The organism is Spirosoma pollinicola (genome assembly GCF_002831565.1).
Taxonomy (GTDB): Bacteria; Bacteroidota; Bacteroidia; order Cytophagales; family Spirosomataceae; genus Spirosoma; species Spirosoma pollinicola.
This window is the reverse complement of sequence record NZ_CP025096.1, coordinates 4,099,851-4,115,351: the sequence shown is the minus strand read 5'-3', so window position 1 is coordinate 4,115,351 and position 15,501 is coordinate 4,099,851. Positions and strand designations below refer to the sequence as shown.

Genomic DNA, 15,501 nt, shown 5'->3' with positions numbered 1-15,501 from the left:
AGAAAGGGAGTAGAGAAGGCAAGGAAAAAGTTGGCTAACTGGTTTTCTCCTCTCTTCCCCTTCGCCCCTCTACTCCCCCTCCTCCCTCTAAGAAAATTTCTCTTCCCGGGTTTTAATCAGGTTTTGCAACATTGACGAGATTATGCGGCTCTTTGCAAGTAGGTCATTGCCAATGTCGGCAGATATAATTTCCACACCTATGGCTAAATGGATTTGTGTTCGTAGTTCGCCATTAGACCCCTTTGCAATACGCAGGAATCTGATGAATTCTTTGTTTGTATGCCGCTCGAATCCTTCAGCGATATTCGATGGGACCGAAACCGACGAACGCTGCATCTGGTCACGAAGGCCATAGTCTTTGCAACTAGCCAGCAACTTATATAAATCAATTGCCTGAGATAGTCCTTTTTGCCAAACCAGCAAATCTTCAAACTTTTCAACTTTAGCCATGAAATTAGGAGTAAGGTGAGTACAGGTCGAAACTACACATTAATCCCTTTCGTCCTCTCCTCCCTTTCTTCCCTCTCCTCCCACGAAAGAAATATGATCCAGACAATTAACCTTCAGAAACTCTTCTCGACCGAAGAAGTAGAAACCACTGCCCTTAATGGCATCAACATGGATGTCAAAGACGGGGAGTTTGTCGCCATTATGGGTCCATCGGGCTGCGGCAAATCCACCCTGCTCAATATTCTGGGCCTGCTGGATAACCCCAGCGAGGGGGAATACAACTTCTACGGCACCGAGGTGGCCAAAATGACCGAACGCCAGCGGGCGCAACTTCGCAAAGGCTCCATCGGTTTCGTATTCCAGAGCTTCAACCTGATCGACGAACTGACCGTATATGAAAACGTCGAACTACCCCTGCTCTATCTGAAAACGCCCCCCGACGAGCGTAAAAAACGAGTCGAAGAAGCCCTGGAGCGCATGAGCATCATGCACCGGCGCAATCACTTCCCGCAGCAGTTATCGGGTGGCCAGCAGCAACGGACGGCCATTGCGCGGGCAGTTGTGGCAAAACCCAAGCTGATCCTGGCCGATGAACCGACGGGTAACCTCGATTCGAAAAACGGCGAAGAAGTAATGAAACTCCTCGGCGAACTAAACGACGAAGGCACAACCATCATCATGGTAACGCACTCACCCTACGATGCCGGTTTCGCGCATCGCATCGTGAACCTGTTCGACGGCAAAGTGGTAACGGAGAATTTTCACGTATAACTAAATAAGGAGGAAGGGGAATAAAGGGAGGAGGGGGAGGAAAGGGATTGCTTACGCTAACTAGCCCTACACCCTCGTCCCCCTCCTCCCTTTCCTCCCCTCGTCCTTTTCCCCATGTTCCAAAACTACCTCAAAATCGCGTTTCGGAGTTTGATGAAGAACAAGCTCTATTCGGGTATCAACGTTTTCGGGCTGGCGCTGGGCATGGCGTGTAGCCTGTTAATTGGTCTTTGGGTAAAAGACGAGTTGAGCTACGACCGCTTTCTAAAAGACGCCGAGAGCATTCATTACGTTCGGGTCAATTTCCCGTACAATGGCGATACGGCCACTAACTATGTTACGCCCGGCCCTTTGCAGGAAGCTATTGCAAAGGACGTTCCCAAAGTAGCCGCCGTAACCAAGATCAATTACGGTCCCGAGTTGTTGATCAAACCCGTTGGTAACCAGACAACCGGCGAAAAAGCTGCTAAGGAACGAGGGCACTACGCAACGGCTGACTTTTTTGGTGTGTTCGATCTACCCGCCATTTACGGTAACCCAAAAGCGGCTCTGGCGCAAACAAACCAGATTGTCATTACCCGAAAAGTAGCTGAGAAGTACTTTCCGGCTGGGTTGGCACTGGGAAAAACCCTGCAACTCGACAATGATAAACTCTACGTAGTTGGTGCCGTTATTGACGATCTCCCCACCAATTCCACCTTGCAGTTCGACTGGCTAGTGAACTGGAAAGTTCAGGAGCAGGATTGGATGAAAACATGGGGCAATAATAGTTTCTACACCTATGTCCGGCTTAAGCCTAATACAACGATAGCGCAGGCCGAGGCTGCCATGAAAGGCATCTATCCGCGTTTTGCGGGGAAGAACTTTGAAACGGGTTTACCAACGCTTCAGCCAATTACAGATATGCATCTGTATTCCGACTACAAAAACGGCAAAAGTGTTGGCGGACGAATCGAGTACGTCCGTATTTTCTCTATCGTCGCGCTGTTTATCCTGTTGATTGCCTGCATCAATTTTATGAATCTGGCCACGGCCCGTTCGGCCAACCGGGCGAAAGAGGTGGGCGTTCGGAAAGTAGTTGGTGCATTGCGCTCATCGCTGGTTGGGCAGTTTTTGAGCGAATCTATCCTGACGAGTTTGCTGGCCGTCGTGCTGTCTCTCGGTCTGGTCTGGGGTGTATTGCCCACGTTCAATGAGGTGTTCGCGAAGCAACTAACGCTCAACCTCGCCGAGCCAGCACTCTGGCTTATTATTTTGGTTCTGGTCCTGATCACGGGCTTTCTGTCGGGGAGTTACCCGGCTCTATTCCTATCCTCGCTTCAACCCATCAAAATTCTGAAAGGTCGCCTACAGTTCGGTGCCGGGCCAGCCCTGTTCCGACGTGCGTTGGTGGTATTTCAGTTTTCACTCTCAATTTTCCTGATTGTAGGGATGCTGGCGGTGGGTCGGCAGATGAATTACCTGCGCACCAAAAACCTCGGCCTCGACCGCGAAAACGTGGTGTATATACCGCTGGAAGGAGCAATAGCTCAACCCGAAAAAGTGGACGTCTTTCGGCGGGAAGTCATGCGGAAGCCATCCATTGCGTCGGCTACCACCACCATGTCTTTGCCGATCAACATTCAAAGCACGTCTGGCGATTTAAAATGGCCGGGTAAAGATCCCAATCTAAGCACCCAGGTTTCAGTGATGGCCGTTGGTAGTGATTTTACCAAAACCATGAACATCAAACTGCTGGCAGGACGCGATTTTCGGGCCGACAGTCCGGCTGATTCGGCCAGATACATCATCAATGAATCTGCGGCCAAACTGATGAGCGAAAACACCGCACCGACAGACCGGTCGGGCATGAAAAATCCGGTTGGTAAAGAAGTGGAATTCTGGATGGGGAAAGGTCAAATTGTCGGGCTCATGAAAGACTTTCATCTGGCGTCGCTCCATGAGAAGATCAACCCGCTAATTCTGGTTTTCAACGCAGCCAATACGAGTTTTCTACTGGTGAAAACCCGCCCCGGACAAACGCAGCAGGCCATTGCTGATCTGGAGCAGCTATCAAAGGAATTTAACCCGAACTACCCGTTCAGCTACCACTTTATGGATGAAGAATATGAGAAAATGTACCGTAGTGAACAGCAGGTCAGTGCGCTTGTAAATTACTTCGGGATACTAGCCATTCTCATTTCATGCCTCGGCCTGTTCGCCCTGGCTGCCTTCACCGCTGAACAGCGTACCAAAGAAATTGGCGTACGAAAAGTTCTGGGGGCGAGTATCGGAAATATTATCGGCCTGCTCTCAACGGACTTTTTGAAACTGGTTTTCATCGCCCTTGTACTGGCGTCTCCCCTGGCCTGGTGGGCGGTCAGCGAGTGGCTGGGCACATTTGCCTATCAGACGAAATTAGCCTGGTGGATTTTCGCACTAGCGGGTGTGCTGGCCATTACAATTGCATTCCTGACCGTAAGTTATCAAAGCATTAAAGCGGCTATGGTAAACCCGGTAAAATCGTTGCGATCGGAATGATATACTCACGTACCCACGGGCTTCAGCCCGTGATTACATGGAAGTAAAACACGGGCTGAAGCCCGTGGGTACGTCTTACAGAAAGCTATTCAAATCAAGATTCAGTATCTCAGAAAATGACGATTCGGTTGTGAGACCACCATCGCCAAAACAATAGCGATACCAATGCTGGGTTTTGTAATTATAAATAAATCCTTCGCGGATGCCGTAAATGTCTTCATCAACCAGTCGAACGACCTTACGAAGATCACTCTTCAACCCAGTTGTTTGACAGATTTCGATGATGATTTTAGTCTGGTCAGTTTCATTATCGAGAAGAATAACATCGGGTGTCGGGCTGCTGTATGTGAAGTCGAGCATCATTTCAGGCAACGGTTCAAGCGAGATGCTTTTGGTGCCATGATACAAATTCCCTAAACCCATTGTCAGCAAGGCAATGATTCGCTGATGGATGGCCGGTGCATTAACACTCATTTCGTCTTCATTGACGAAAAATTTACTGGCTCTTGGCGGTGGTATATACATACTGATTGTGATTAGGTTGTAACCAAATATAGACAAAACATTCATGTTCCGCAATTACCTCAAAGTCGCCCTTAGAACGCTCTGGAAACACCGAACACACACGCTTATTAACGTGGTTGGTTTATCGGTAGCGTTCGGTACATGCGTGCTGTTATTTCTGACGGCTACGTTTGAATTGTCGTATGATAATTTCCATACCGACGTCGACCGCATTTACCGACTAAACTTCCTGTCGACTAACCGCGATGGCACGACGGATAGAGGGAGCACTATGCCTTATCCGATATCCCCCGCGCTCAAAGCCGAATTTCCGGAGATCGAAGGCGTCACGCGCTGGTTCGACCGGAGCGCGAGTGTCCGGCGTAATAACCAGACCTACAGCAAGGACGTCCGCATGGCCGATGCCGATTTTCTGCATATGTTTAGCTTCCCACTCAGGAAGGGAAACGTAAACACAGCCATGAATAGCCTGAGCGACATTGTCATCAGTGAAAAAATGGCTACCGATATTTTCGGGAAGGAAGACCCCATCGGCAAACCGCTCCAACTCCGTATGAACGATGCCTGGCAGGCATTTACCGTGACAGGCGTGGTGAACAATGCACCTAAAAATTCCACCTTCGACTTCGACGCCCTTATCCGCAGCGACAACGCGGGCGATTATCAGGAGTTTAAAACCCGCTGGGACCACGGGAATCACGATGTGTATGTGAAGGTAAAAGCCGGAACGGACAAGCAAACGCTGCAACGCCGGACACAGGCTTTCATGGATAAGTACTTTGCTAGAGATATTATAGATCGGCAGAAACAGGGCTATCCAAAAAATGAACTGGGCTTTCAGCGAAGCCTGGTTTTGCAACCGATGCGCGATGTCCATTTCGACACGGGAACAACCCACGATGGGGGTATCAGCCGAACCTATGTGTACACGTTGCTACTCATCGGGCTGTTTATTCTGGCCATTGCCTGCATCAACTTCATCAACCTCACCATTGCCCAATCGCTCTCACGGGCGCGGGAAGTGGGCGTTCGGAAATCGCTGGGCGCGCAACGAGGACAGTTGTTCGGGCAAATCTGGGGCGAAACCCTGCTGCTGTGCTTCGGCGCCCTGCTCATTGGTTTAGGGCTGGCGTATGTGCTGTTACCAACCTTCAATCGACTATTCCGAAGCCATCTGTCACTGGACGATTTCCTCAAACCAGCGGTTCTGCTCATCACGACACTGGGCTTCCTGCTCATCACGCTCATAGCAGGCGGTTATCCGTCCTGGTTCGTGACGCGCTTCAACGCGGTGGAGGTACTGAAGGGCAGGGTGAAGGTGAGCAAGCCGGGTTTACTGCGTAACTCACTTATTGTCACCCAGTTTACCATTGCCTGCCTTCTCATTGTTTGTACGCTGATTGTTCGTCAGCAGATTAATTACCTGCAACAGAAACCTATGGGGCTCGACAAAGAGCAGGTAATCAGCATTCCGGTAGGTGGCGAGCTGAACGGCAACACGGCACTGAAAACCATGCGCGACCGGCTGGCCAACCAACCCAACATTACAGCGGTGTCGGGTTCGGGCGTGAACATCGGTGCGGGGCTGGACGGCGGTTCATCCCGAATGATGTTCGGCTTCCAGTACGGCAAACGCGACGTTACCTGCGACTGGCTCCGAATCGACACCGATTACCTGAAAACGATGGGGATCAAGCTGGTACAGGGGCGCGACTTTAGCCCGGCCTTCAGTACCGATTCGAGTTCGGCGATCCTGATTACCCAGAGTATGGCAAAAGCCCTGGGCGAAGCCAATCCGGTAGGCAAGTTTATCAAACCAGACAACAAATCATACCAGATTGTGGGTGTCGTGTCGGACTTCAATCTGTATTCGCTGCATGAGGAAGCCAAACCCATTACCCTGCAAATGGAATCGAACTCGCCCATTCAGTACATTCTGGTTCGGGTGAATCCGCAGAACCTGACGGGGGCGATGGAAACCATTAAAACCGCCTGGAAAACGATTGCCCCAAAACAGGAATTCATCGGGTCGTTTCTGGATGAAAACACCGAACGCTGGTACCGAAAAGAACAGCGGTTATCCACCATTTTCTCGTCGGCTGCGGGCATTGCCATTTTGCTGTCGTGCATGGGTTTGTTTTCGATTGCCCTGCTCACCATCGAGCAGCGTACGAAAGAAATTGGCGTACGTAAAGTATTGGGGGCTAGCGTCGCCAGTATCGTGACCCTGCTCTCCAAAGACTTCCTGAAATTAGTTATTGCCGCTATTCTTATTTCGTCTCCTCTGGCGTGGTGGGCTATGGACAAGTGGCTTCAGGACTTTGCCTACAAAATCGATATTGAGTGGTGGGTTTTTGCGCTGGCGGGTGCGCTGGCTATAGCCATTGCCTTGCTGACGGTGAGTTTCCAAAGCATCAAAGCTGCTTTGATGAATCCGGTGAAAAGTTTAAAAACGGAGTAAAGGGAGGAAGGAGGAGAGGGCCAAAGGGGATTGCTGACGCCTACCTCACTTCCCCTTCCTCCCTTTCTCCCCTTTAATCCCTTTACTCCCTTCTATGCTACATAACTACCTCAAAATCGCTCTTCGCAACCTGGCGAAGCACAAAGCCAACACCGCTATCAATATGGTCGGGTTGGCTATTGGCATGGCTTGCTGCCTGCTGATTGTTCTGTACGTGACGGATGAGTTGAGTTACGACCGGCACTGGGCCAATGGAGACCGGATTTACCGCATGGCGCTGGAACGGCGGTATCCGGGTCGGAGTACCAAATATGCCATTATACCTCAATCCTACGCGCAATCGGTGAAGAAGGAAATTCCCGAGATTGAGCAAACGACGCGGATCTTCACCTTCGGCAATAACAACGACCCTGTTCTGCTCAAACTAGATGGACGGACGATTGAAGAACGGGGTGCCCTGGGCGTCGATTCAACGTTCTTTCAGGTGTTTCAAATGCCGTTTATTCGCGGCCAGGCCAATAAGGCACTGACGCGTCCAAATACGGTTGTACTGACTCAGCGAACGGCCACCCGCTTGTTCGGTACGGCAAACCCCATTGGCAAAATCCTTGAGATCGTGCAGGGGCCGAAACTGGAGATAACGGGCATCTGTGCCGACCCCGTTCAGAATGCCCATTTTACCTTTAACTTTCTGGTATCGGCCCGCGCTCAGGAAGCCGAACAACCCAACCACATTAGTTTTGCGGCCCACACGTACCTGCTCCTAAAGCCCAATACCAGCCCCGAAACCGTCGAGAGTAAATTACCCGCCGTTGTTGAAAAATATGCTGCCGGTGAAGTGGAACGGACATTTGGGGTTTCGTTTCGGGATTACCTGAAAGCCGGAAACGGGTATTTTTATTTCCTGCAGCCCCTCCGCAGCATTCACTTAGACTCACACCTCGAAGCCGAACACCAGCCCAACGGCAGCCGGTCATTGGTGTCGATCTTCTCGATCATTGCGGCTTTCGTGCTGCTTATTGCGTGTATCAACTTCATGAACTTAGCCACGGCTCGTTCGTCGGAGCGGGCGCGGGAAGTGGGTATCCGCAAATCTCTGGGGTCAACGACGGGCCAGTTAGCAGCTCAGTTTCTGACAGAATCAGTACTCTTAAGCCTGTTTAGCCTGGTTATTGGCGTTTTACTGGTGGCTATTTTATTGTCTCCGTTCAATACGCTGGCCGGTAAATCCTTAACGCTGTTTACCCTGGTTCGCTGGGAAACATTGCCTTTGCTGCTGGGTGGTGCTGTGGCCGTTGGGCTGCTGGCGGGTAGTTATCCGGCAGGGGTGCTGTCGGCTTTCGAGCCAATCAAGGTGCTGAAAGGCAAGTTTTCGTCGACACGTCAGGGACATTTCTTGCGCAACGGACTGGTGGTGTTTCAGTTTGCCGTTTCCGTCCTGCTCATCGTGAGTACGATCGTGGTCTATAACCAGTTGGATTTTATCCAGCAGAAAGAGTTGGGCTTCTCGAAAGAGTCTGTCATAAAAGTAAAGGGTGCCGGTTTCCTGGATAAAAACACGGAGTCTTTCAAACAGGAAGTGGCGAAGCTGGCGGGAGTAACTAGCGTTGGCGGCACCAGCAGTGCGCCCGGCGAAGAAAATTTTTTCGGTATCAGCTTCCGAAAAAATGGCGAGAAGGAAACCGTAACCGGAAAAGGCTGCGTGGTCGATGACCAGTACCTGCAAACATTACGCATGACGATGCTGGCCGGGCGACCCTTTAACCGCCAGTTCGACGATTCGCTATCGGTGATTCTGAATGAAGAAGCCGTCCGGCAGGTGGGCCTGACCGATCCCATCGGCAAACAGATTATCAGCCCTGATAACTTTGTCAAACGCGACGGTCCGCCTGTTACGTACACGGTGGTGGGGATTGTCCGTAATTTTCATTTCGGGTCGTTGCACCAACATATCAGCCCGCTGTTCATCCTGAATAACCGGCTTTTCCGTCGGGTCGACAATGAGCTTGCCGTTCGGGTGCAGGCCGACGCAAACAGCAGCGTTGCGGGTCAGATGGAGCGCATCTGGAAGCGGTACCTCCCCGACCAGCCGTTTCATTATTCGTACCTGGATGCCGACTGGGGCGCGTTGTACCAATCTGAACAGGTAGCGCAGCGGCTTTTCGGCGTCTTTGCCATGCTGGCTATTTTCATCGCCTGTATGGGTCTGCTGGGGTTGGCCATGTACGTTATCCGGCTTCGAACAAAAGAAATCGGCGTTCGTAAAGTCCTCGGCGCTTCTACGCCGGGGCTGGTTGCCTTGCTCTCCAAAGACTTTCTAAAGCTGGTCCTGATTGCCATTGTTATTGCCACACCAATAGCCTGGTATGTGATGGACCGCTGGCTACAGGATTTCGCCTACCACATCGACATCGAATGGTGGGTCTTTGTCGTCGCTGGCCTGCTAGCGGTGGGCATTGCGCTACTAACCGTGAGTTTTCAAAGTATACGGGCCGCCTTGATGAATCCGGTGAAATCGTTACGAAGCGAATAATTACGGCTCGATGGCGCGAGGCTCTGGCCTCGTGTCTACTATTCGTCGGCCTCTGGCCGGTTTAAATCAGCAATTACAACTTACACCGGCCGGAGGCCGACGAATAGTAGACACGAGGCCAGAGCCTCGCGCCATCCTGAACCATCCAGTCCTTAACACCCGACCGGGACGGTCGGTACTACAATGATCAGAAACTACCTCCGAATTGCCGTTCGAAACCTGTGGAGAAACAAGGTTTTCTCCGGCATCAACATCGTTGGGCTGGCGGTTGGGCTGGCCTCCTGCCTGCTGTTGTTCATCTACATTACGCATGAACTGAGTTACGACGATTTTCAGCAGAAAGCCGACCGAGTCGTGCGCGTAACGATGGAGTACAGCATGGAAGGCCGAACCGCCAAAATACCCCAGACGGGCACGAAAGTCGTGAAAGAGTTTGGGCGGCAGTTTCCGGAAATAGAATCGGGCGTGCGGCTCATTAACCGGGATGGCGTGGTGAGTACCGGCGACCGGCAGTTCAGCGAAAAACGCATCGTCTTCGCCGATTCAGCCTTCTTTACGCTGTTTTCGTTTCCCCTCCTAAAAGGCAATTCGCAAACCGCGCTGGCCGGGCCGAACCTGGTTGTGCTGTCGGAAAGCACGGCACACAAATATTTTGGCGACGAGAGCCCGGTTGGTAAAACGCTGCGGATCAACACGGGTGGGTCGTTCCGGGATTATGCCGTAACGGGCGTAGTGAAAGACAGCCCGGCCAATTCACAGATCAAATACGACTTGCTAACCTCGTTTCTGACGTTGCCCGCGGCTAAGACCGAAGAGTGGTTTTCCTCTAATTACGCGACCTATTTGTTGCTCCACAAACCCGAAGACATGGCCGGACTACAGGCCAAAATTCCGGGCTTCATGAAAACGCAGTTCGGTAAAGAAGAGATGTCGGCGGGTAGCTACCTCACGTATAATCTGGAATCGCTGCGTCGGGTGCATTTGTACTCCGATGTAGAGGGCAGTTTCGAACCAAACGGCGACCTGACGTACATCTACATTTTCGGGTCAATAGCCCTGTTGATTTTATTGATTGCCTGCGTCAACTACGTGAATCTGGCGACCTCACGGGCCGTGGAACGGGCGCAGGAAGTAGGTGTTCGGAAAGTAATGGGTGCTCTGCGCGGGCAACTATTCGGGCAGTTCATCGGCGAATCGGTGATTGTTACGTCCCTCGCACTGGTGCTGGCCCTGCTGCTGGCGGCTCTGACGTTACCGGTATTCAATGAACTGTCTGACCGTCAGTTTACCATTAGCAGTTGGTTCGAACTTCGCAATATCCTGTTATTGATGGGTATTGGACTGATCGTTAGCCTGATAGCGGGCAGTTATCCGGTTTTAGTGCTGGCGCGGTTCGAGCCGGTGCGAGTCCTGAAAGGGCATTTGAAAACCGCTGGAGCCGGTCAGTTTCGCCGGGCGTTGATTGTCTTTCAATTTGCGATTACCGCCTTCCTCATTATCAGCACACTTTTGGTTCGGAATCAACTGGCTTTCGTTCAGCAAAAGAAACTGGGTTACAACAAAGACCACGTGCTTATGCTACCCGTCGATAAGCAGGTCAATGAGAAAATAGCGGCCATAAAAAGTGAGTTCCGGCAAAATGCGGACGTCCAGCATGTGTCGCTGGCGTCAGATTCGCCCGTGTTTGTCGAAGGCGGATATGGGATGCGCAGTGCTAACATGGCGGCCGATCAGCGGAAGATGGTAGCCGGGCTGTCCATTGATGAAGATTATGTGCCCGCCATGAGTCTGCAACTGATTGCGGGCAGCAATATAAATGCCGCCGACATAGATCGTATTTCGCGATCAGACAATGATAGCCTCACCCGAAGTCGGTTTATTCTCAATGAGTCGGCGGTAAAAGAGCTGGGCTGGACACCGCAACAGGCCATTGGCCAGCGACTGGACGTGAGCGGTCGGCTTGGTGTGATCAAGGGCGTCGTCGCCGACTTTCACTTTGCGTCGATGAAGCAGAAGATTGGTCCGCTGGCGCTTTTCCCACAGAATGGCGGTGAGATTCTGTTGGTCAAACTATCGGGAAGCCGGTTACCCAACACACTCCGGTTCCTGGAAAGCAAATGGCAGACACTCATCCCCGACCGGCCGTTTTCCTACGCGTTCATGGACGAAGAGTTCAATAAGCTATACGCGGCCGAAACCCGAACCGGCAGCATTTTCAGCGTTTTCGCCTTCCTGTCCATCTTCCTGGCCTGCCTGGGTCTGTTCGGCTTGTCGGCTTACACAACGGCGCAGCGGACCAAAGAGATTGGCGTTCGCAAAGTGCTGGGCGCGTCGGTGTTCAGTATTGTAGGCTTGCTCTCCAAAGACTTTTTAAAACTCGTTCTGATCGCACTGGTCATAGCCTCCCCCCTAGCCTGGTATGCCATGAATAACTGGCTCAAGGACTTCGCCTATAAAATCGACATCGAATGGTGGGTGTTCGCGCTGGCGGGCGTGCTGGCGGTGGGCATTGCCCTGCTGACAGTGAGTTTTCAAAGTATTAAAGCCGCGTTGATGAACCCGGTGAAGAGTTTGAGAAGCGAGTAATGCCGCCCCTCCGGGTCGGCTAAAAATAGATAGAAGATATCATACCCGACCGGGACGGTCGGCACTCCAACTATGCTAACAAACTACCTCAAAATCGCCTGGCGGACGCTCCGTAAACAGCGGGGATTCGCCTTTATCAACATCTTTGGGCTGGCCGTTGGGTTGGCTTGCTGCCTGCTCATTATGCTGTATGTGCTCGACGAGCTGAGCTTCGACCGCTACAACGCCAACGCTGAGCGTATTTACCGGGTACAGTCCGATATCAAGTTCGGGGGCAACGACATGCACTTTGCCACGACGCCCGACCCGCTGGGGCCAACCCTGAAAAAAGACTACCCGCAGGTAGAGCAGTTTGTCCGGCTTCACCAGCGCGGAAACTGGCTGGTGAAGAAAGCAGGCGAGACAACCAACATCCGGGAGAGCGATATTACGTTTGCCGATTCTACGCTGTTCGATGTGTTTACGCTGCCCCTCGTGGCGGGTGATCCCAAACGGGCACTGACCGAACCCAATACGGTCGTGATCAGCGAATCGGCCGCTAAACGGCACTTCGGGAATCAGAACGCACTGGGTCAGACGCTGGTCTTTGCCAATAAAGAGAACTACAAAGTAACGGGCATCATGCGCGATATGCCTCAGAATTCGCACTTCCGTACCGACTTCTTTGTGACGATGCTCAGCGACAACTACCCCTGGGGGCAGTGGCTCAGCAATAACCACCATACGTACATTTTGCTAAAACCGGGACGAGACGGCGCTCCGGCAGACGCGGCTGTATTCTCCCGAAACTTCGAGTCTGTTATCGAAAAATACGTGGGGCCACAGTTGATGCAAATGATGGGCTCGACAATGGAGCAGTTTCGGAAAGCCAACAACCAGATGAATTTCTGGCTCATTCCCCTCACTGACATTCATCTGCATTCCAAACAACAAGTCGAACTGGCACCCAACGGCGACATTCAGTACGTCTATATTTTCTCCGCCGTAGCCCTGTTCATCCTCCTGATTGCCTGTATCAACTTCATGAATCTGGCCACGGCCCGCTCATCGAGCCGGGCGCGCGAGGTGGGCGTTCGGAAGGTAATGGGCTCCGAACGACAGCAGCTGGTGAGCCAGTTCATGACCGAATCAATACTGACAACGGTGCTGGCTATGCTCCTGGCCATTATTATCGTAGCGGTTGCGCTGCCGGGCTTTAACAGCATTGCGGCCAAGGCCATTAGCCTGTCTCAGTTGATGTCACCAACGCTGTTACCACTTCTCGTTGCCCTGCCGATTGCCGTGGGCTTGCTGGCGGGCAGTTACCCGGCCTTTTTCCTGTCTTCCTTTCAACCCATTTCGGTGTTAAAAGGCCGGATAAACACGAGCTTTCGGACGGTCAGTTTACGGAGCGGGCTGGTTGTGTTTCAGTTCATGATGTCAGTCGTGCTCATTGTGGGGACCATCATCGTGTATCGGCAGCTCACCTACATACAAACGACAAGCGTAGGCTTCAACCGCGACCACGTCCTGACGATCAACGATTTGTATTATGTGGGCAAACAGGCCGAAGCTTTCAAGCAGGAAGTGATGCGCTTGCCGGGCGTGGTGAGTGGCAGCCTCTCCGGTTACCTGCCCACCCCCTCCGACCGTAACGATACCGTATTGTTTCCCGAAGGTCAAACGAACCTGAACAAGGGGGTTAGCATGCAGCACTGGGGCGTCGATTATGATTACGTGAAGACGCTGGGCATTCAGGTAGTAAGCGGGCGGGGGTTCTCGCCGACTTTTGGTTCCGACTCTTCGGGTATAGTGATGAACGAAGCGGCTGTCAAAATCCTGGGTTTCAAAGACCCAATCGGCAAGCACGTCTGGCGCTTCGATGACCCTGAGGGGAAAATCCGGAAAACGTACACCATCATTGGGGTGGTGAAGAACTTCCACTTCGAGTCGCTCCGGCGTAACATCGGGGCGCTGTCGCTGGTGCTGGACGCCAACTCAAGGGCGGCTTCCTTCCGGGTGAGCAGTACGAACCTGCCGGGGCTGATGCAGCAGATCGAAGCGAAATGGAAGCAACTGGCACCCGGCCAGCCATTCACTTACAAATTCATGGACGATAGTTTCGACGAGATGTACCGCGCCGAACAACGTATTGGCACCATTGCCCTGACGTTTGCGGCACTGGCCATCCTCATCGCCTGTCTGGGATTATTCGGCCTGGCGGCTTTTATGGCCGAGCAACGCACCAAAGAGATCGGCGTCCGCAAAGTATTGGGCGCGAGTGTACCCAGCCTCATCGGCCTACTCTCCAAAGACTTTTTGAAGCTGGTCATCATCGCCATTCTCATAGCCTCACCCCTGGCGTGGTACGCCATGACCCAGTGGTTAAGCGACTTCGCCTACAAAATCGACATCGAGTGGTGGATGTTTGCCCTGGCGGGCGCGGTGGCCATTGGCATTGCGTTACTGACGGTAAGTTTCCAGAGCGTGAAGGCAGCGTTGATGAACCCGGTGAAGAGTTTGCGAAGCGAATAATTCAATGGCACGAGGCTCATGCCTTGCGCCATCGTTTCTGTATGGACAATGCATACGTTGTCCATACTAAGTGGTATATTTATGTGTCAGGCGTAAGGCTAGTAGTGACCGTGCAACCATTAGTATCAGATACTAAATGATAGAAATTTTACGCAATCATATTACAAATAGACTCGGGAATGATCTTGACAATTTGGACAAGGTCCTTTCTTCCTTCAAATACATCAAGACAAAACGAAACGAACAACTTTTACGGCAAGGCGACCCGTGCAAATACGTTTACTTTATTATCAAAGGCTGTTTGCAGGTTTACGTTTACGACAAAGACTTTAACGAAACAACACGCGACATCATCATAGAAGACAATTGGTGCTCAGAACTTTTAAGTTTTGGCAGCGGCAATCCTGCAACAGAAAATATAAGGACCGTTGAACCCTGCGAACTTTTTGCTATTGACCGACCATCCTTTCAGACAATGATGGAGACCATTCCGCAATTTGATAAAGTGTATAAACAAATTCTTGAAGCATCGTATGCAAACTCCGTTTATCGCATCAACGCATTTGTTTCATTGACAGCATTAGACAGAATAAAATGGCTCATGGAATACCGGCCAATGCTACTGACGAGACTTTCAAGCAAACTCATAGCATCTTATCTGGGCATCAACAAAGATGTTTTTAGCCGACTTAAAGCCAAGTTGTAAAATATAGACTTTTGTCATCGTTCACGGAAATTCGATTGATGAATTTTGCTCATCATTCATCATTAAAATTCCAACCAATGGCCGAGTATTTATTATTATTTCGCAACGCAAGTGCCGACAATGATTACTTGTCAACCTCACAGGATATGGCTGACGATATGCCTGCATGGCAATCCTGGATTGGCAATATCGCCATGCAGGGCAAATTAGTCTATACTGCACCCGTTCGCTATGACGCTACCATTGTGAGCAACAATGAGATTAAAGCCGGGCCTCACAAAGAATTGGATAGCGTTTTAGTTTCGGGCTTTCTAATCTGCAAATCGGACCGTTTGGAAGACGTGCAGGAATGGAGCAAAACCTGCCCAATTCTTAAATACCCAACCAGTTCGGTAGAAATCAGGCCGCTCGTCCCATTTTCAACCAGGTAGACAA

At 51.4% G+C, this 15,501-nt stretch carries 10 protein-coding genes; 8 read left to right on the top strand and 2 right to left on the bottom strand.

Going from position 1 to position 15,501, the window contains the following annotated elements; all coding sequences use genetic code 11:
- Positions 1-87: 87 nt before the first annotated feature.
- Positions 88-450: a four helix bundle protein gene (locus tag CWM47_RS17160; RefSeq protein ID WP_100989477.1), complete on the bottom strand. Its 363-nt coding sequence runs from the start codon at positions 448-450 to the stop codon at positions 88-90.
- A 93-nt stretch (positions 451-543) separates the two neighbouring features.
- Between CWM47_RS17160 and CWM47_RS17155 the strand changes: the two genes are divergently transcribed.
- Complete coding sequence (locus tag CWM47_RS17155) at positions 544-1,221, top strand: ABC transporter ATP-binding protein (RefSeq protein WP_012929072.1); 678 nt, start codon at positions 544-546, stop codon at positions 1,219-1,221.
- Positions 1,222-1,335: 114 nt separating this feature from the next.
- Entirely contained in the window at positions 1,336-3,741 is a 2,406-nt protein-coding gene (locus CWM47_RS17150) for an ABC transporter permease (RefSeq protein WP_100989476.1), read from the top strand.
- A gap of 75 nt (positions 3,742-3,816) precedes the next feature.
- Here the strand turns inward: CWM47_RS17150 and CWM47_RS17145 are convergent, their stop codons facing one another.
- Complete coding sequence (locus CWM47_RS17145; RefSeq protein ID WP_100993918.1) at positions 3,817-4,266, bottom strand: hypothetical protein; 450 nt, start codon at positions 4,264-4,266, stop codon at positions 3,817-3,819.
- A gap of 43 nt (positions 4,267-4,309) precedes the next feature.
- Here CWM47_RS17145 and CWM47_RS17140 point away from each other — a divergent pair, with 43 nt between their 5' ends.
- The 6 genes from CWM47_RS17140 (at position 4,310) to CWM47_RS17115 (ending at position 15,497) form a co-directional block, all read left to right on the top strand.
- Positions 4,310-6,727: an ABC transporter permease gene (locus CWM47_RS17140; RefSeq protein ID WP_100989475.1), complete on the top strand. Its 2,418-nt coding sequence runs from the start codon at positions 4,310-4,312 to the stop codon at positions 6,725-6,727.
- Positions 6,728-6,821: 94 nt separating this feature from the next.
- Positions 6,822-9,260: an ABC transporter permease gene (locus CWM47_RS17135; protein ID WP_100989474.1), complete on the top strand. Its 2,439-nt coding sequence runs from the start codon at positions 6,822-6,824 to the stop codon at positions 9,258-9,260.
- Between the two features lie 183 nt (positions 9,261-9,443).
- A complete protein-coding gene (locus CWM47_RS17130) occupies positions 9,444-11,846 on the top strand; it encodes an ABC transporter permease (protein ID WP_100989473.1) in 2,403 nt (800 codons plus the stop codon).
- Between the two features lie 72 nt (positions 11,847-11,918).
- Positions 11,919-14,360 (top strand): ABC transporter permease, encoded by a 2,442-nt coding sequence (locus CWM47_RS17125; protein ID WP_100989472.1) that lies wholly within the window; start codon positions 11,919-11,921, stop codon positions 14,358-14,360.
- Between the two features lie 136 nt (positions 14,361-14,496).
- Complete coding sequence (locus tag CWM47_RS17120; protein ID WP_100989471.1) at positions 14,497-15,066, top strand: Crp/Fnr family transcriptional regulator; 570 nt, start codon at positions 14,497-14,499, stop codon at positions 15,064-15,066.
- 77 nt (positions 15,067-15,143) lie between these two features.
- Positions 15,144-15,497, top strand: a complete 354-nt coding sequence (locus CWM47_RS17115) for a YciI family protein (protein WP_100989470.1) — start codon at positions 15,144-15,146, stop codon at positions 15,495-15,497.
- Positions 15,498-15,501: the final 4 nt, after the last annotated feature.